Annotated in this window: 16 protein-coding genes; 7 read left to right on the top strand and 9 right to left on the bottom strand. The window is 70.8% G+C overall.

What is annotated here, in order from left to right; genetic code table 11:
* Positions 1 to 66: 66 nt before the first annotated feature.
* The 4 genes from ruvX to OG607_RS39175 are packed head-to-tail and all read right to left on the bottom strand — an operon-like array spanning position 67 to position 3,928.
* Positions 67 to 531, bottom strand: coding sequence for a Holliday junction resolvase RuvX (gene ruvX / locus OG607_RS39190; protein WP_405734107.1), 465 nt, complete (start codon positions 529 to 531; stop codon positions 67 to 69).
* A 5-nt stretch (positions 532 to 536) separates the two neighbouring features.
* The gene (gene alaS, locus OG607_RS39185; protein WP_405734105.1) at positions 537 to 3,206 is read right to left on the bottom strand and encodes an alanine--tRNA ligase; all 2,670 of its coding nucleotides are present in this window, start codon (positions 3,204 to 3,206) and stop codon (positions 537 to 539) included.
* The gene (locus tag OG607_RS39180; protein WP_405734103.1) at positions 3,206 to 3,499 is read right to left on the bottom strand and encodes a DUF6167 family protein; all 294 of its coding nucleotides are present in this window, start codon (positions 3,497 to 3,499) and stop codon (positions 3,206 to 3,208) included. The genes alaS and OG607_RS39180 overlap by 1 nt, the downstream gene beginning before the upstream one ends.
* A 6-nt stretch (positions 3,500 to 3,505) precedes the next feature.
* The gene (locus tag OG607_RS39175) at positions 3,506 to 3,928 is read right to left on the bottom strand and encodes a DUF948 domain-containing protein (RefSeq protein WP_405734101.1); all 423 of its coding nucleotides are present in this window, start codon (positions 3,926 to 3,928) and stop codon (positions 3,506 to 3,508) included.
* Between the two features lie 193 nt (positions 3,929 to 4,121).
* Here OG607_RS39175 and OG607_RS39170 point away from each other — a divergent pair, with 193 nt between their 5' ends.
* Entirely contained in the window at positions 4,122 to 6,332 is a 2,211-nt protein-coding gene (locus tag OG607_RS39170) for an ATP-binding protein (protein WP_405734099.1), read from the top strand.
* Here the strand turns inward: OG607_RS39170 and rpsD are convergent.
* Positions 6,320 to 6,934: a 30S ribosomal protein S4 gene (gene rpsD, locus OG607_RS39165; protein ID WP_405734097.1), complete on the bottom strand. Its 615-nt coding sequence runs from the start codon at positions 6,932 to 6,934 to the stop codon at positions 6,320 to 6,322. The genes OG607_RS39170 and rpsD overlap by 13 nt on opposite strands.
* Before the next feature lie 227 nt (positions 6,935 to 7,161).
* On the opposite strand from rpsD, the gene OG607_RS39160 reads away from it, so the two are divergent.
* A complete protein-coding gene (locus OG607_RS39160) occupies positions 7,162 to 7,866 on the top strand; it encodes a DUF2470 domain-containing protein (protein ID WP_405734095.1) in 705 nt (234 codons plus the stop codon).
* A 36-nt stretch (positions 7,867 to 7,902) separates the two neighbouring features.
* On the opposite strand, the gene OG607_RS39155 is transcribed toward OG607_RS39160, so the two are convergent.
* Positions 7,903 to 9,255, bottom strand: a complete 1,353-nt coding sequence (locus OG607_RS39155) for a replication-associated recombination protein A (RefSeq protein WP_405734093.1) — start codon at positions 9,253 to 9,255, stop codon at positions 7,903 to 7,905.
* Between the two features lie 36 nt (positions 9,256 to 9,291).
* Positions 9,292 to 9,933 (bottom strand): vitamin K epoxide reductase family protein, encoded by a 642-nt coding sequence (locus OG607_RS39150; RefSeq protein WP_405734091.1) that lies wholly within the window; start codon positions 9,931 to 9,933, stop codon positions 9,292 to 9,294.
* A gap of 163 nt (positions 9,934 to 10,096) precedes the next feature.
* Between OG607_RS39150 and OG607_RS39145 the strand changes: the two genes are divergently transcribed.
* The 4 genes from OG607_RS39145 to OG607_RS39130 are packed head-to-tail and all read left to right on the top strand — an operon-like array spanning position 10,097 to position 13,651.
* Positions 10,097 to 10,957 carry an ABC transporter ATP-binding protein gene (locus OG607_RS39145; protein WP_405734089.1) on the top strand — a complete coding sequence of 287 codons (861 nt, stop codon included), beginning with the start codon at positions 10,097 to 10,099 and terminating at the stop codon, positions 10,955 to 10,957.
* Positions 10,954 to 11,802 carry an ABC transporter permease gene (locus OG607_RS39140; protein ID WP_405734087.1) on the top strand — a complete coding sequence of 283 codons (849 nt, stop codon included), beginning with the start codon at positions 10,954 to 10,956 and terminating at the stop codon, positions 11,800 to 11,802. Before OG607_RS39145 ends, OG607_RS39140 begins: the two co-directional genes overlap by 4 nt.
* On the top strand, positions 11,760 to 13,019 hold the full coding sequence (locus tag OG607_RS39135) for a sensor histidine kinase (protein WP_405734085.1): 1,260 nt from the start codon (positions 11,760 to 11,762) through the stop codon (positions 13,017 to 13,019). Before OG607_RS39140 ends, OG607_RS39135 begins: the two co-directional genes overlap by 43 nt.
* Complete coding sequence (locus OG607_RS39130) at positions 13,016 to 13,651, top strand: response regulator (RefSeq protein ID WP_405734083.1); 636 nt, start codon at positions 13,016 to 13,018, stop codon at positions 13,649 to 13,651. Before OG607_RS39135 ends, OG607_RS39130 begins: the two co-directional genes overlap by 4 nt.
* Here the strand turns inward: OG607_RS39130 and hisS are convergent.
* Together hisS and OG607_RS39120 are read right to left on the bottom strand one after the other, a co-directional pair.
* Complete coding sequence (gene hisS / locus OG607_RS39125) at positions 13,648 to 14,922, bottom strand: histidine--tRNA ligase (RefSeq protein WP_405734081.1); 1,275 nt, start codon at positions 14,920 to 14,922, stop codon at positions 13,648 to 13,650. The two genes, OG607_RS39130 and hisS, sit on opposite strands and share 4 nt — an antisense overlap.
* 14 nt (positions 14,923 to 14,936) lie before the next feature.
* Positions 14,937 to 15,629: an MBL fold metallo-hydrolase gene (locus OG607_RS39120; RefSeq protein ID WP_405734079.1), complete on the bottom strand. Its 693-nt coding sequence runs from the start codon at positions 15,627 to 15,629 to the stop codon at positions 14,937 to 14,939.
* Positions 15,630 to 15,796: 167 nt separating this feature from the next.
* Between OG607_RS39120 and OG607_RS39115 the strand changes: the two genes are divergently transcribed.
* Positions 15,797 to 16,615, top strand: coding sequence for a peptidylprolyl isomerase (locus OG607_RS39115; protein WP_405734077.1), 819 nt, complete (start codon positions 15,797 to 15,799; stop codon positions 16,613 to 16,615).
* The last annotated feature ends 9 nt before the right edge of the window (positions 16,616 to 16,624 follow it).

The raw sequence follows: 16,624 nt of genomic DNA, 5'->3' as shown, positions 1-16,624 counted from the left end.
CCCGCCCCGTCGGTACGGGGACCGCTGTGGGAGCCCCATGCCGCGCGGAACGTTACCGTACCGCGATCAGACAATCGGTTCGACGCTCTCGCCCGGAGCTTTACCGGACACCCGTTCGGCCTCAAGGGCGCTCTGCAGGATGACGACGGCCGCGGCCTGGTCCACCACGGCCCGGCCCTTCTTCGCCTTGACGCCCGAGGCGCGCAGGCCGTGGGTCGCGGTGACGGTGGTCATCCGCTCATCGACCAGCCTCACCGGCACCGGTGCGATGATCTTCGCCACATCCTGGGTGAAGGCCCTGACCTTGACCGCGGCCGGCCCCTCGCTCCCGCTGAGGGAGCGAGGGAGCCCGACCACGACCTCGATCGGCTCGTACTCGGCGACGATCTCGGCCAGCCGGCGCTTGGCCGCCGGGATGTCCCTGCCCGGCACGGTCTCGACCGGCGTGGCGAGGACCCCGTCGGGGTCGCACGAGGCGACCCCGATCCGGGCGTCCCCGACGTCGATCGCGAGCCGGCGGCCCCTGCGCATGCGGCTCAGGCCTTCTCGGCGACGAGCCGCTGCACGGCGCCGACGGCCTCGTCCACGGCGGCCGGGTTCTGGCCGCCGCCCTGGGCGACGTCGTCCTTGCCGCCACCGCCGCCGCCGAGGGTCTTGGCTGCGGCGCGGACCAGCTCACCGGCCTTGATGCCGCGCTCGCGGGCGGCCTCGTTGGTGGCGATGACGGTCAGCGGACGGCCGTTGGCCACGGTGAACAGGGCCACCACGGCCGGACGTCCGCCCGTGATGCGCTGGCGTACGTCCAGAACCAGCTTGCGCAGGTCGTCCGCGCCGGTGCCCTCCGGGACGGTACCCGTCACGAGAGCGACGCCCTTGACGTCCTGGGCCCCGGCAGCGAGCCCGGCGGCGGCCTGGAGGACCTTCTCGGCGCGGAAGCGCTCGATCTCCTTCTCGGCGTCCTTGAGCTTGGCCAGGACCCCGGAGATCTTGTCGGGCAGCTCCTCGGGACGGCCCTTCACCAGGTCCGTGAGCTGCGAGACGATCGTGTGCTCACGGGCCAGGAAGCTGTACGCGTCCACACCGACCAGGGCCTCGACGCGGCGCACGCCGGAGCCGATGGAGGACTCGCCGAGCAGCTTGACCAGGCCGAGCTGGGCGGTGTTGCCGACGTGCGTGCCGCCGCACAGCTCCTTGGAGTAGTCGCCGATGGTGACGACGCGCACATGCTCGCCGTACTTCTCGCCGAACTCGGCGATGGCGCCCTGCTTCTTGGCCTCGGCGATCGGCAGCACCTCGGCGGTGACGTCGAGTTCGCGGGCCAGGACCTCGTTGATCTTCTGCTCGACATCGGTGAGCACCGTGCCGGGGACGGCGGTCGGCGAGCCGAAGTCGAAGCGGAAGCGGCCCGGCGAGTTCTCCGAGCCGGCCTGGGCGGCGGTCGGGCCCAGCGCGTCGCGCAGCGCCTGGTGGGTGAGGTGCGTGGCGCTGTGGGCGCGGGCGATGGAGCGGCGGCGTACGAGGTCGATCTGGGCCAGGGCGCCGGCCCCGACGGTGACCTCGCCGACCTGGACGACACCCTTGTGGACGCTGACCCCGGCCACCGGCTGCTGGACGTCGCGGACCTCGATCACGGCCCCGGAGTCGATCCGGATCCGGCCGGTGTCGGCGAGCTGCCCGCCGCCCTCGGCGTAGAAGGGGGTGCGGTCCAGGATGACCTCGACCTCGTCGCCCTCGTTGGCGGCGGGCGAGGGGACGCCGTCCACCAGCAGGCCGACGACCGTGGCCTCGCCCTCGTTGAGGGTGTAGCCGGTGAACTGGGTTGTTCCGGCGGTGTCGGCGACGGCCCGGTAGGCGGAGAGGTCGGCGTGACCGCTCTTCTTCACCATGGCGTCGGCCTTGGCCCGGTCCCGCTGCTCCTTCATCAGACGGCGGAAGCCGTCCTCGTCCACCGACAGGCCCTGCTCGGCGGCCATTTCGAGGGTGAGGTCGATCGGGAAGCCCCATGTGTCGTGGAGCAGGAAGGCCTTGTCGCCGGAGAGCACCTTGCCGCCGGAGGCCTTGGTCTCGGTGACGGCGGTGTCGAGGATGTTGGTGCCGCCCTTGAGGGCCTTGAGGAAGGCGGCCTCTTCGGCGAGGGCGACGGTCTCGATGCGCTTGCGGTCGGTCAGCAGCTCCGGGTACTGCTGGCCCATCGTCTTCAGGGTGACGTCGACGAGTTCGGCGACCACCTCGGTGGTGGCGCCCAGCAGGCGCATGTTGCGGATGGCCCGGCGCATGATGCGGCGCAGCACGTAGCCACGGCCCTCGTTGCCGGGGGTGACGCCGTCGCCGATGAGCATCACGGAGGTGCGGATGTGGTCGGCGACCACGCGCAGCGAGACGTCGGATTCGTGCGCGGCACCGTAGGAGACGCCGGTGAGCTCGGTGGCCTTGTCGATGACGACGCGCAGGGTGTCGGTCTCGTACATGTTCTGTACGCCCTGCAGGATCATGGCGAGGCGTTCGAGACCGAGGCCGGTGTCGATGTTCTTGGCGGGGAGGTCGCCGAGGATCGGGAAGTCCTCCTTGCCTGCGCCCTCGCCGCGCTCGTACTGCATGAAGACCAGGTTCCAGATCTCCACGTAGCGCTCGTCGTTGACGGCAGGACCGCCCTCGACGCCGAACTCCGGGCCGCGGTCGTAGTTGATCTCCGAGCACGGGCCGCACGGGCCGGGCACGCCCATGGACCAGAAGTTGTCCTTCTTGCCCAGGCGCTGGATGCGCTCGGCGGGGACGCCGATCTTCTCGCGCCAGATCTGCTCGGCCTCGTCGTCGTCGAGGTAGACCGTGATCCAGAGCTTCTCCGGGTCCAGGCCGTAGCCGCCGTCCGCCACGGAGCCGGTGAGCAGCTCCCAGGCGTAGCCGATGGCGCCTTCCTTGAAGTAGTCGCCGAAGGAGAAGTTGCCGCACATCTGGAAGAACGTGCCGTGCCGGGTGGTCTTGCCGACCTCTTCGATGTCGGGGGTGCGCACGCACTTCTGCACGCTGGTGGCGCGCGGGGCGGGCGGTTTGACCTCGCCCAGGAAGTAGGGCTTGAAGGGCACCATTCCCGCGTTGACGAGCAGCAGCGTGGGGTCGTCGGCGATGAGGGACGCCGAAGGCACAACGGTGTGCCCGCGCTCCTCGAAGAAGCGCAGCCAGCGGCGGCGGATTTCAGCCGACTCCATCAGTGATCGTCCTTCCGGTTGTACGCGATCGCCGGGCGCTGCCCGGGGACTTCGAGTTCGGGGGCCGTATCGGTACGGCCCAGTGCGTCGTTGAGCTGGTCCTCGCGCTCGGCCATGCCGGCGCGTACGTCCTGCGCGAAGGTACGCAGCCGGCCGCCGGCTTCGAGCGCCTTGTTGGCCGCCTGCGCGGCAAGGCTCTCGGGGCTGAGGCTGCGGATCTTGCGGTGGACCTTGTTGGTGGCCCAGACACCGGTTGCGGCGCCGGCGGTGAACCAGAATGCGCGGCGGAACATTGCAGGTCAGCCCCTCGACTTACGGCCCCGGACGGACGGGAGCGTCCGTCCGACGACCACGGTGTGCTTCTTCGGCGCGTCCTTCGCCTGGAGGCCGACCGCACGTCGTACGCCGTAGCCGAAGGCCGCGACCTTGACCAGCGGGCCGCCGAAGGTGGAGGCGACGGTGGTGGAGAGCGCGGACGCGTTGGCGGTGACCTCGGCGACGTCCGAGGTGATGGTGTCCACCCGGTCGAGCTGGGTGTGCGCGGAGCGGACGGCGGCGGAGGCCTCGCCGAGCAGCGGCACCGCCTGCTCGGTGACATCCGCGACGAGCCGGGTGGCCTGCCGGAGCGCCTGCGCCAGCCTGACCAGGACCACGGCCAGGAAGGACACCAGGATCGCCCAGAAGACGGCCACGATGAGGCCGGCCACCTCTCCACCGGACACGATGCTGCTCCTCGGAAGTTCCACGTTGACCGCTGCGACTGCCGCGTCAAGTCTTATGTGTCAGATGCCGACCTTATCGCGCCGGGCCCCGGCCTCCGTACCGCATTACCGCGCGCGGCGACGCGCGCGGCGGTGGGTGCACGCGGCACCCGGACTGTACGTTCCGCTTACCTGGCGGTACGCTCCGTGACCCATGCGGCCCCATGCCTCGACCGGAAACCTGCCCGCGGAGCTGAACCACTTCGTGGGGCGCCGGCGTGAGTTGTCCGATGTCGCGGACCTGTTGAAGCGGGCCCGCATCGTCACGGTGAGCGGTGTGGGCGGGGTGGGCAAGACGCGCTTCGCGGTGCGCGCCGCGGCCGTCGCGGCCGCGCAGGAGGGGTTCTCAGGCGGGGCGTGGCTGGTGGAGCTGGCGCCCGTACGCGATCCGGCGCTGGTGGAGCACGCGGTGGCCGAGGCGCTCGGGCTGACCGACCACACGACCCGGCTGCCGCGCGCCACTTTGGCGGCCCATCTCGCGGGGCGTGAGCTGCTGTTGGTCCTCGACTGCTGCGAGCGCCAGGTGGAGGCCGCCGCCCGGCTGGCCGAGGCGCTGCTGCGGCAGGCGCCGGGGCTGCGGATCCTGGCCACCTCGCGGCAGCCGCTGGGGGTGCCCGGGGAACACGTCATGGTCCTTGAGCCCTTCGCCGAGGACGGCGATTGCGATACCGACGCGGTGGAGCTGTTCGCGGACCGGGCCTCGGCCGTCCTGCCGGACTTCGCGGTCGACGGGTCCAACCGGGCGGCGGTGCGGGAGCTGTGCCGCCGGCTCGACGGGATCCCGCTGGCGCTGGAGCTGGCGGCGGGCCGGCTGCGGGCGCTGTCGGTCGATCAGATCCTGGAGCGCCTCGACGACCGCTTCACGATCCTGACCCGGCGCGGCGCCACCGGCCCGGCCCGCCATCGCACCCTGCGCACGGCGATCGGCTGGAGCCATGAGCTGTGCAGCCCCCGCGAGCGGCTGCTGTGGGCCCGGCTCTCCGTCTTCGCGGCGGACTTCGACCTGGAGGCGGTGGAATACGTCTGCGCGAGCCCGGAGCTGCCGGCCGAGGCCATGGTGGACCTGGTCACGGACCTGGTGGACAAGTCCGTGCTGATGCGCCGTGACACGGCCTGCGGGGCGGTGCGCTATCTGCTGCTCGACACCATGCGCGACTACGGGCTCGGCTGGCTGCGCGAACTGGGCGAGGAGCAGCGGGCGCGTGCCCGGCACCGGGACTGGTACCTGGGTTTCGCCACCTGGGGCGAGCTGGAGTGGTTCAGCGCGCGGCAGGCGCAGGTCGCACGGAGCACCGAGCGGGAGCTGGCGAACCTCCGGGCGGCGCTGGAGTTCTCGCTGGAGGACCCCCGGGAGTTCCGGATCGGCCAGTTCCTCGCCGGCACCCTGTGGTTCTACTGGGTCGGCTGCGGCCGGCTCGCGGAGGGCCGCTACTGGCTGGAGCGGGCGCTGGCCGCCGACGAGACTCCGACCGGGCAGCGCGCCAAGGCACTGTGGGTGTGCGGCTATGTGTCGATCCTGCAGGGCGACGGGATCGCCGCCCTGGGGATGCTGCACGAATGCCGTCAGCTCGCGCTGGACACCGGCAACGCGACGGCGGTGGCGTACGCGGTGCACCGGCTCGGCTGCGGGGCCCTGCTGAGCGATGATCTGCCGCGTGCGAAGGCGCTGTTCGAAGAGGCGCTGGGCCACTACCGGACGCTGGGCGAGCTCAACAGCAACGTCATCATGGCGGAGGTCGAGCTGGGCATGGTGGCGGCCTTCTCGGGCGAGCTGGAGCGCGGCATCGAGATCTGCGAGGCCGTACGGGAGGCCTGCGAGGACCACGGCGAGCGCTGGGCGCTGGCGTACGCGCTCTACACGCGCGCGGTGATCGCCTGGTGGCAGGAGGATCCGGCGCTGGCGCGGCAGCTGGCGGCGGAATGCGTACGCATCAACCACGAGTTCCGGGACATGGTGGGGATCGTCCTGGGCATCGAGGTGCTGGCCCTGCTGACTGCCGCGCACGACGCCGAGGAGGCGGCGGCGCTGCAGGGCGCGGCGGCCGGCATCTGGGACCTGGTGGGGCTGCCGGTCTTCGGCTCCCGGTATTTCGCCATTCCGCACAACCGGTGCGAGGAGCTGTGCCGGGCGGAGCTGGGCGCGGTGGGGTACGCGCGGGCGTTCGCACGGGGGTCGGCGCTGGGTCTGGACGCGGCGGTGGCCAGGGCGCTCGCGAGCCGCGAGGCGACCAGGGCGTGCACCGGATCGGCGGGCTCGGCGGGTGCAGCGGGCTCGGCGGGGAACGCAAAACCCGCCCGTTCCCGGCCGGAGCCGGGAACGGGCGGGTATGACGCGCCGGGTGCGGGCGAGCGTCAGCGGGCGTAGTACTCGACGACGAGCTGCTCGTCGCAGATCACGGGGACCTCGCGACGGTTCGGCAGACGGTCCAGGCGGAAGGCCAGCGCCTGCAGGTTGACCTGCAGGTACTTGGCGACCTCGCCCTCGCCCGCCCAGCCGCCCTCACGGGCGACCTGGAACGGGGTCTTGGCGCGGGAGCGCTCGCGGACCTGGATGACGTCGTCCGGCTTCACGCGGAAGGACGGCTTGTCGACCTTCTTGCCGTTGACCTCGATGTGGCCGTGCACGACCTGCTGGCGGGCCTGGTAGATGGTGCGGGCCAGGCCGGCGCGCAGCACCAGGGCGTCCAGGCGGCGCTCCAGCTCGACGACCAGCGCCTCGCCGGTCTTGCCTTCGGCCTTCTTGGCGCGGTCGTAGGCGCGGGCCATCTGGCGCTCGGAGATGTCGTACTGAGCGCGCAGGCGCTGCTTCTCGAGCAGACGGACCTTGTAGTCGCTGTTCTGCTTGCGGCCACGGCCGTGCTCGCCCGGCGGGTAGGGGCGGGCCTCGAAGTACTTCACAGCCTTCGGGGTGAGCGCGATACCGAGCGCACGGGACTTCTTGACCTTGGGACGCGACTGGTTAGGCACGTTCTCCAGACCTCCGGTGTAAGTTAGGTTAGGCTTACCTTAACTGAGGAGATCGCATGTCGAGCCCTGGGAACACCACAGGCATCACGGACAACGCCGACGCCGACGTGGACAATGCCTCAACAGGGCATTCCAACGGCGTTGGACCCGACGCTCGGAGCGAAGGGATGACGGAGGTCCGATCAGCTCATGGTCAGCCGCGTCCCAGCGGGCTTGAAACCGTCCGGTTGCCGTCAGCAGCCGAACGCACACGAACTCTCGTACAGAGTACAGCGTCCGCGGTACTGCTGATTCCAGGCCTGGACGGGGCCCGGCAGGACGAGATGACCCCCCGGGAGCGCATCGCCGGTTCCGACGGGGACCTTTTCCTGCTGTTTGCGGCCGATTCGCCCGCCGTGCGGACCGCGACCCACGCCGAGGCCGACGATCTCCCCGCTGTGCTGGAGATCACGGACGTCGCCCCGGTGGCGGTGCCCAACCGGATCCGCGGCCGCGCCTGGGTGTCCGGCTGGCTGACCACGGCCCACGAACTGCCCGCGCGGCCCGGCTGCGTATGGCTGCGGCTGGAGATCGGCGAGGCCTCCCTGGACGACCTGTGGGGAGCCGAGCCCGTCGAGCCCGAGGCCTTCACCGCCGCGCGGGCGGATCCGCTGGTCGCCCACGAGGCGGAGCTGCTGCAGCACCTGGCCTCCTCGCACGCGGAGCAGTTGGGCTGGCTGTGCGCGCTGGCCGGGGACGCGTGCGGATCGGTGCCGCTGCGCGCGGTGCCGCTGGCGCTGGACCGTTTCGGGCTGCGGGTGCGGTTCACGGGGGAAGGGCAGGCCTTCGACGCCCGCTTCGAGTTCCTGTCGCCGGTGCGCGCGCAGGAGGATCTGCACCGGGCGATGCACGCGCTCTTCGAGGTGGCGTACGAGGCCGCGAACCCTGAGTGACCGCGAGCCGAGCCGATACGGCGTCGCGCGGAGCGCTCAGGACCCCCCCGCCAGCCGTCCGCGCGCCCACTCGACCACATCCGCGTACCGTGCCTCGGCGCCATGGCGGGTGGGCTGGTAGTAGCGCGCGCCGTGGATGGCGTCCGGGGCGTACTGCTGCGCGGCGATGCCCTCCGGCACGTCGTGCGGATACACATACCCCTGGGCGTGTCCCAGCTTGGCGGCGCCCTTGTAGTGCCCGTCGCGCAGATGCGGCGGGACGGGCCCGGCCTTGCCCGCCCGTACGTCGGCCAGCGCGGCGCCGATCGCCGTGGTCGCGGAGTTCGACTTGGGCGCCAGGGCGAGCGCGATGGTGGCGTGGCTGAGGGTCAGGGCCGCCTCGGGGAAGCCGATCAGCGCCACGGCCTGGGCCGCCGCCACGGCGGTGGGCAGGGCGGTGGGGTCGGCCAGGCCGATGTCCTCGCTGGCGGAGATCATCAGCCGCCGGGCGATGAAGCGCGGGTCCTCCCCGGCCTCGATCATCCGGGCCAGGTAGTGCAGCGCCGCGTCCACGTCCGAGCCCCGGATGGACTTGATCAGTGCGCTGGCCACGTCGTAGTGCTGGTCGCCGTCGCGGTCGTACTTCACCGCCGCCCGGTCGACCGTCTCCTCCAGTGTGACCAGGGTGATCTCGTTCTCGCCCTTGGCCATGGCCGAGCCGGCCCCGGCCTCCAGCGCGGTGAGCGCGCGGCGCGCGTCGCCGCCCGCTATGCGCAGCAGATGGGCCTCGGTGTCCCCGGGCAGCGTGACCGCCCCCGCGAGCCCGCGCTCGTCGGTGACCGCCCTGCGCAGCAGTGCGCGCAGGTCCTCGTCGGTGAGCGGCTCCAGCGTCAGCAGCAGCGAGCGGGAGAGCAGCGGCGAGATGATCGAGAAGTACGGATTCTCGGTGGTGGCCGCGATCAGCGTGACCCAGCGATTCTCCACTGCGGGCAGCAGCGAGTCCTGCTGGGCCTTGCTGAAGCGGTGGATCTCGTCGAGGAACAGCACGGTGTCGCGGCCGTACATCCCCGACTGCTGCTTGGCGCTCTCGATGACCGCCCGTACTTCCTTCACGCCCGCCGTGATCGCCGACAGCTCGACGAACCGCTTCTCGGTGGCCTGGCTGACCACATACGCCAGCGTGGTCTTGCCGGTGCCCGGCGGGCCCCAGAGGATCACCGACGACGCGCCCGCCGGCCCCCCTGCCCCCTCGCCCACCAGCCGCCGCAGCGGTGAACCGGGCCGCAGCAGGTGCTGCTGCCCGACCACCTCGTCGAGCGTGCGCGGGCGCATGCGTACGGCCAGCGGACTGCCGCCCGGCTCACGGGCCTGGCGGTCCTCCGCGGCGGCGGTGAACAGGTCGGGTTCCACGAGAGGAAAGCCTATGCCACGGCACTGACAGCCAGGTCAGACGAGCGTGCTCCAGTACGACCACCAGCGGGTGAGGATCAGCATGATGATGATCCCGTACCAGAGCACCGGCACCACCCAGTGGAACTCCAGCACCAGCGAGCGCGCCCCGGCGGGCACCTTGATGATGCCGTGCTTGATGTTGTGCACGGCGGTGTACCAGAACAGGGCGATGGTGACGACCCAGGCCAGCGAGCACCACAGGCACAGCGAGCCGATGCTGTAGAGCGACTGGTACTGCAGCCAGGTCACGAAGCCGACGCCGAAGACCGTGCCGGCCTGGAGTCCGAGCCAGAACCAGCGGCGGTAGCGGGCGCCGGCCAGGATCCCCATGCCGATCGCGATGACGACCGGATAGGCGACCATGCCGATCATCGGGTTCGGGAAGCCGAAGACGTGCGACTGCTCGCTCTTCATGATGTTGCCGCAGGAGATGATCGGGTTCAGGCTGCAGCCGGGCACGAAGTTGGGGTCTTCGAGCAGTTTGAACTTGTCGATCACGATGACCCATGAGGCCAGCAGCCCGAGCGCCCCGCACACCACGAGCAGCCAGCTGAAGGCCTTGCCCGCGCCGATCAACTCGGTGGGTTCCCGCTGCTCGTCGTCGGTACGAGCCTCATCAAGCGCCGGTGTCACCATGTCGCCGTTCCCTAGGTCCGTCGTTTCCGCATTTCCCGCCTTGCCCAACGCTAGCGGCCCGCGGGAAGTGCCGGGTGTCATCCTGCCGTGTCCACCGTTCGACGGACAATCATGTGTCCTCCCGGTTGTACCGCGGACCCGCCCGGAACGGGATTCTGAATCCATGACGACGACAGAGCACGCGGTACGGGTACGGGGGCTTCGCAAGCGGTACGGCGAAGTCACCGCGGTCGACGGTCTGGATCTGGACATCCGGCGGGGTGAGATCTTCGGGATCCTGGGGCCCAACGGGGCCGGCAAGAGCACGACGGTGGAAATACTGCAGGGCCACCGGTCACGGGACGGGGGTGAGGTCTCCGTGCTGGGGCAGGACCCGGACACGGGCGGCCGGGAGTGGCGGTCCCGCGTCGGCATCGTCTGGCAGGACGAGTCCGCCCCCGCCGAGCTGACGGTCGCCGAGACCGTGCGGCACTTCGCGCACTACTACCCCCGGCCACGCGATCCGGGGGAGGTCATAGGCCTGGTCGGGCTGGCGGAGAAGGCCGGCAGCCGGATCAAGACGCTGTCGGGGGGCCAGCGCCGCCGCCTGGACGTGGCCCTGGGGGTGATCGGCGGCCCCGAGCTGCTGCTGCTCGACGAGCCGACCACCGGATTCGACCCGGCGGCCCGGCGGGAGTTCTGGGAGCTGGTCCGGGGGCTGGCCCATGGGGGCACGACGATCCTGCTCACCACGCACTACCTGGAGGAGGCGGAGGCGCTGGCCGACCGGCTCGCGGTGATATCGGCCGGCCGGGTGGTGGCCCACGGCGAGCCGGCCGGCCTGCGCGAGCGGTACGGCTCCGGCTCCACCGTGGAGTGGACGGAGGCCGATGGCAGTCCGCGCTCCGCGCAGACCGACACACCGACGCAGGCCGTCGCGGAGCTGATGCGCCGCTTCGACGGCGAGATACCGGGTCTGCGGATCAGCCGCCCCACGCTTGAGGACATCTATCTGCAGCTCATCGGCGAGGAGGAGGGACGATGACCACGACAGCGGTGCCATCGGCGGCCACGCCGGCCGCCGCCACGAAGCTGCCCAGCGCCTGGAGCCTGGGGCGGCATCGGGCCTCGATCGAGATCAAGCAGTTCTTCCGCCTGCGCGAGCAGGTGGTCTTCACCTTCTCCTTCCCGATCGTCTTCCTCTTCCTGTTCGCCTCGATCTTCAGGGACGACATGGCGAACACGGGCGCGACGGCCTCGCAGTACTACGTGGCCTCGATGATCGCCTCGGGAATCATGGCGACCAGCTTCCAGTCTCTGGGCGTGTCGATAGCGATAGAGCGGGACGAGAAGGTGCTGCGGCGACTGCGCGGCACGCCGATGCCTCCGGTCGCGTACTTCCTGGGGAAGATGTGGCTGGTGCTGGTGACCGGCACGATGGAGACCGCTCTGCTGCTGCTCTTCGGCACCACGGTGTTCGACGTCGATCTGCCGTCCGACGCCATGGGCTGGCTGACTTTCGGCTGGATATTCCTGCTGGGGCTGACCGGCTGTGGGCTGCTGGGCATCGCGATCAGCAGCCTTCCGAAGTCCGGGCGCGCCGCCACCTCGGTGGTGGTACTCCCCTATCTGGTCCTTCAGTTCATATCCGGCGTGTACATCCTCATCGACACCGTCCCGGGCTGGATGCTGAACATCGGGGCGCTGTTCCCGCTGAAGTGGATGTGCCAGGGCCTGCGCGGAGTGTTCCTGCCGGACAGTGCGGCGGCTCTGGAGCAGGCCGGGAGCTGGGAGTTCGGACGGATCGCCCTGGTGCTGAGCGCCTGGTGCATCGGAGGATTGGTGCTGTGTCTGCTGACGTTCCGCTGGAAAAGCGCGCGCGACGGCTGAGGGAGGCCGACGGCGCGCGGGACTCCGACGTGCACAGCCGGACCTTCTACAACTGGGACGCGTACTTCGCGGTGGTATGGGCCGGCACGCTGGCTTTCGCGCTCGGCGCGAAGGACCCGGCGCTGCCGGTCCGCACGGCGGCGGCCGCGCTCTTCTGCCTGCTGGTGCCCTGGTATGTGTGGGCGGGGCGGCCGGAGATGATGACCGAGGGCGCCAACACGCGTCCTTCCGCCCGGTACATCGTGGGGGCGGTCGGGCTGTTCATGGTGTCCGCCGTGCTGGTCGGCGAGACCCGGCTGGTCACCTTCGCACTGGTCCCGCAGTGCTTCATGCTGCTGCGGATGCGATGGGCCCTGGTGGCGCTCACGGTGATCAACATCGTGCCGGTGGTGGGCTGGGGGCTGCTGTGGCGTCCGGATTCCGAGGATCTGTTCCTCAACTCGGTGTTCGCGGTGGTCACGCTGACCTTCTCGACGGTGATGGGCAGCTGGGTCATCCGCATCCTCGACCAGAGCCGGGACCGTGCCGCGCTGATCGCCGAGTTGGACGCCAGCAGGCTGGAACTGGCCACTCTGTCGTCGACGAACGGGGCGCTGGCCGAACGGGAGCGGATGTCCCGGGAGATCCACGACACGCTAGCCCAGGGATTCACCAGCCTGCTGATGCTGGCCCAGGCGGTGCAGTCCGAGCTGGACCACGATCCCCGGCAGGCGCGCCGGCACGTGGGCCTGATGGTCGTCACCGCCCGGGAGAATCTCGCCGAGGCCCGGGCCCTGGTCGCGGGGGCCCGGCCGACGGACCTCGTCGGCAGCTCCCTGCAGGAGGCGCTGCACCGGCTCGGCGACCGGTTCTCCACCGAGACGGGGCATCCGGTGCCGTTCGTGGTGACCGGGGAGACCAGGTGGCTGCCGGCCGCCGTGGAGGTGGTGGCACTGCGTTCGGCCCAGGAAGCGCTGTCCAACGCCCGTCGGCACGCCGGGGCGCAGGCCCGTGTCGAGCTGGGGCTCTCGTACGACGGGGACGCGCTGCGGCTGTCGGTACGGGACACCGGCAGCGGCTTCGACCCGGGCAGTCCGGGTGGTGGCTACGGGCTGCCGGGGATGCGGGCCCGGGCCGAGGAGATAGGTGGCACAGCGCATGTCCTCAGTGCGCCCGGCAAGGGCACCACCGTCACCGTCGAACTCCCCCTCGGGGCCGCAGCAAGGAGTGCACCGTGATCCGGATCCTGCTCGCCGACGACCATCCCGTCGTCCGGGAGGGGCTGCGTGGCATGCTCAGCGCCGAGCCGGACCTGGATGTCGTGGCCGAGGCGTCCAGCGGGCCGCAGGCGGAGGTGCTGAGCGCGTCGCTGCGGCCCGACATCGTGCTGATGGACCTGCGGATGCCCGACGGCGGCGGGGTCGAGTCGATTGTCCGGATGACCGCCGCCGGGCTGCCCTGCCGGGTGATCGTCCTGACCACGTACGAGACCGACGGTGACATCCTGCGGGCCGTGGAGGCGGGCGCCGCCGGCTATCTGCTCAAGGATCTCTCCCGGGCCGAGCTCGCCGACGCCATACGGGCCGCGGCCCGGGGCGAGACCGTGCTCGCCCCGTCCGTCGCCGCGAGGCTGGTCGACCAGCTGCGCACCAAGCCGGAGCGGCCACGGCTGTCGGAGCGCGAGACAGCCGTGCTGCGGCTGGTCGCCGACGGCTGCACCAACGCGGAGATCGGACGGCAGCTGTTCATCGGCGAGTCGACGGTGAAGACGCACCTGCTGCGGGTCTTCGGCAAGCTCGGCGTGGGCGACCGCACCGCGGCTGTGACGTCCGCGATGCGGTTCGGCCTGCTGGAATCCCCGGAGAGCTAGGACGCGGCCTGGGCCAGCCTGGCCCGGAGGGCGGGAACGACCTCGGTCACGGGGACCGGGGTCTGCTCGCCGCTCTCCAGGTCCTTGAGCTGGACGACGCCCTCGGCGAGGTCGCGCTCACCGGCGACCACGGCGAAGCGGGCACCGGAGCGGTTGGCCGACTTCATCGCGTTCTTCAGGCCCTTGCTGCCGTACGCGAAGTCGGTGGCGACTCCGGCCCGGCGCAGTGCGGTGACCGCGGCGAACAGCACGCGGCGCGCCTCCTCGCCGAGCGGCACCGCGAACACCTGGGTCACCGGGGGCAGTTCGAGCTCGATGCCCTCGGCCTCCAGCGCCAGCACCGTGCGGTCCACGCCGAGCGCCCAGCCGACGGACGGCAGCGGGGGGCCGCCGATCATCTCGGACAGGCCGTCGTAGCGGCCGCCGCCGCCGACGGCGGACTGCGAGCCGAGACCGTCGTGGACGAACTCGAAGGTGGTGCGGGTGTAGTAGTCCAGGCCGCGCACCAGCTTGAGGTCGTCCTCGAAGGCGACGCCCTCCGCCGTAAGCAGCTCGCGCACCTCCTCGTGGTACGCCTTGCACGCGTCGCACAGGTAATCGCGCAGCACCGGCGCGCCCACGAGCTGCTTCTGCACCGCGTCGCGCTTGTCATCCAGGACCCGCAGCGGGTTGATGTCGACGCGGCGGCGGGTGTCCTCGTCCAGGTCGAGACCGCGCAGGAAGTCCTGCAGCGCCGTCCGGTAGACGGGGCGGCACTCCTTGTCGCCCAGCGAGTTCAGCAGGATGCGGAAGTCCCGCAGGCCCAGCGAGCGGTAGGCCTGGTCGGCGAGGATGATCAGCTCGGCGTCCAGCAGCGGGTCCTCGGCGCCGATCGCCTCGGCGCCGACCTGGGAGAAGTGCCGGTAGCGGCCCTTCTGCGGGCGTTCGTAGCGGTAGTACGAGCCGGAGTACCAGAGCTTGACCGGCAGGTTGCCGGTCTTGTGGAGGTTGGCCTCCAGCGCGGCGCGCAGGACGGAGGCGGTGCCCTCGGGGCGCAGAGCGAGCTCGTCGCCGCCCTTGGTGGTGAGGGTGTACATCTCCTTGGTCACGATGTCGGTGGACTCACCGACGCCGCGTGCGAACAGCTCTACGCCCTCGAAGCCGGGGGTCTCGATGTAGCCGTAGCCGGAGTCGCGCAGCGGCGCGGCGATGGCCTCGCGCACGGCGAGGAACTTCGCGGAGTCCGGCGGCAGCAGGTCGTACGTGCCCTTGGGGGCCCTGAAAGTGCTCATGCGATGTGTACTCGTCACAATCCTCGTCGCGGAGCCGTCACGCCGGCCTCACCCAGGTACGGGTTGGTGGCGCGCTCGCGGCCGATGGTGGTCTGGGGGCCGTGGCCGGACAGCACCACGGTCGAGTCGTCGAGCGGCAGGCACACGCGGGCCAGCGATTCGAGGAGCTCGGCCGGGTCGCCGCCGGGCAGGTCGGAGCGTCCGACGGAGCCGGCGAACAGCAGGTCACCCGAGAAGAGCACCGAGGGGATCTCGGTGGTCTCGGGCAGCCTGAAGGTCACCGACCCCTTCGTATGGCCCGGCGCGTGCGCGACGGACAGCTCCAGACCGGCCAGCCGCAGCGCGGCGCCGTCGGTGAGTTCCCGCACGTCGTCCGGCTCGCCGATGGTCAGCTCGCCCAGCAGCTGCGCCCCGATGGAGCGGCCCAGGGCCTTCTCCGGGTCGGTCAGCATGAAGCGGTCCTCGGGGTGGATCCAGGCGGGCACGCCGCTGGCCCCGCAGACCGGGACGACCGAGGCCACATGGTCGAGATGGCCATGGGTGAGGATGACGGCGACGGGCTTGAGGCGGTGCTTGGCGAGCGTGTCCTCGACGCCCTGGGTCGCTTCATGACCCGGGTCGATGATCACGCACTCCTCACCGGCGGCGGGGGCGACCACATAACAATTGGTCCCCCAGGCCCCGGCGGGGAACCCGGCAATGAGCACGTTCGTCCTTCTGTCGTCCACGGCAGGTTTACGCAGTCCAGTAGTGCAAGAGCCTACCGGCGCAGCCGCGGCTGTCGCGAACCAGTAACGTCACTGCACCGACTGGACTGAGGGACGCGGTAACGCGAAGATCTCCGAAACAGACATCATCACCGGGAGAAGGCGCAGTGGTCACCAAGGATGCGCGGCGGCGGCAGCTCGCCCGCGAGAAGTACGAGCGGCAGCAGCAGCGGCGGAGCTCACTCCGCTCCCAGGCCCGGAAGCGCAACGCCATCATCGCCGCGGTGGTCGCGGGCGTACTGGCGATCAGCGGCGGCGCCTGGGCGGCGGTAAGCCTGACCGGCGGCAAGGGCAGCACCGACGCGGCCGCCTCGGCCTCGCCGAGCGCGTCCGCCAGCAAGGCCGCGGACCCCTGCGAGAAGGCGGCGGCCGGCAAGGTCGGCACCAAGCAGTGGAAGAAGGAGCCGGCGGTCACCATCGACAAGAAGGCGAAGTACGTCTTCACGCTCGCGACCACCTGCGGTGACATCGCTCTCGACATGGACGCGGCGGACGCCCCGCACACGGTCAACTCGTTCAAGTTCCTTGCCGACGCGGGCTTCTTCGACCACACCAAGTGCCACCGGCTGACCACCTCGGGCATCTTTGTGCTCCAGTGCGGCGACCCGACCGGGCAGGGCTCGGGCGGTCCCGGCTACACCATCCCGGACGAGAACCTGAAGGCGAAGTCCATCTCCGGCGGCACCTACCCGGCGGGCACCGTCGCGATGGCGAACACCGGCAGCGCCCACACCGGCGGCAGCCAGTTCTTCCTGGTCTACAAGGACAGCACGCTGCCCGCCAGCTACACCCCGTTCGCCACGATCACCTCGGCCGGCATGAAGGTGCTCAACAAGATCGCCGCCGCCGGCGAGGCCAACGGCACCGGCGACGGGGCTCCCAACGCCACCGTCGTGATCAACAAGGCGACCGTCACGAAGTCCTGACCGCAGCGG

The sequence above is a fragment of the Streptomyces sp. NBC_01537 genome, from assembly GCF_045040445.1.
Taxonomy (GTDB): Bacteria; Actinomycetota; Actinomycetes; order Streptomycetales; family Streptomycetaceae; genus Actinacidiphila.
The sequence above is the reverse complement of the archived record's forward strand: the minus strand, read 5'-3'. Positions and strand labels throughout refer to the sequence as shown.

Coding starts and splice junctions, on each gene's coding strand:
- ruvX (WP_405734107.1), bottom strand. CDS start 531: ATGCGCAGGGGCCGCCGGCTCGCGATCGACGTCGGGGACGCCCGGATC.
- alaS (WP_405734105.1), bottom strand. CDS start 3,206: ATGGAGTCGGCTGAAATCCGCCGCCGCTGGCTGCGCTTCTTCGAGGAG.
- OG607_RS39180 (WP_405734103.1), bottom strand. CDS start 3,499: ATGTTCCGCCGCGCATTCTGGTTCACCGCCGGCGCCGCAACCGGTGTC.
- OG607_RS39170 (WP_405734099.1), top strand. CDS start 4,122: ATGCGGCCCCATGCCTCGACCGGAAACCTGCCCGCGGAGCTGAACCAC.
- OG607_RS39150 (WP_405734091.1), bottom strand. CDS start 9,933: ATGGTGACACCGGCGCTTGATGAGGCTCGTACCGACGACGAGCAGCGG.
- OG607_RS39145 (WP_405734089.1), top strand. CDS start 10,097: ATGACGACGACAGAGCACGCGGTACGGGTACGGGGGCTTCGCAAGCGG.
- OG607_RS39140 (WP_405734087.1), top strand. CDS start 10,954: ATGACCACGACAGCGGTGCCATCGGCGGCCACGCCGGCCGCCGCCACG.
- hisS (WP_405734081.1), bottom strand. CDS start 14,922: ATGAGCACTTTCAGGGCCCCCAAGGGCACGTACGACCTGCTGCCGCCG.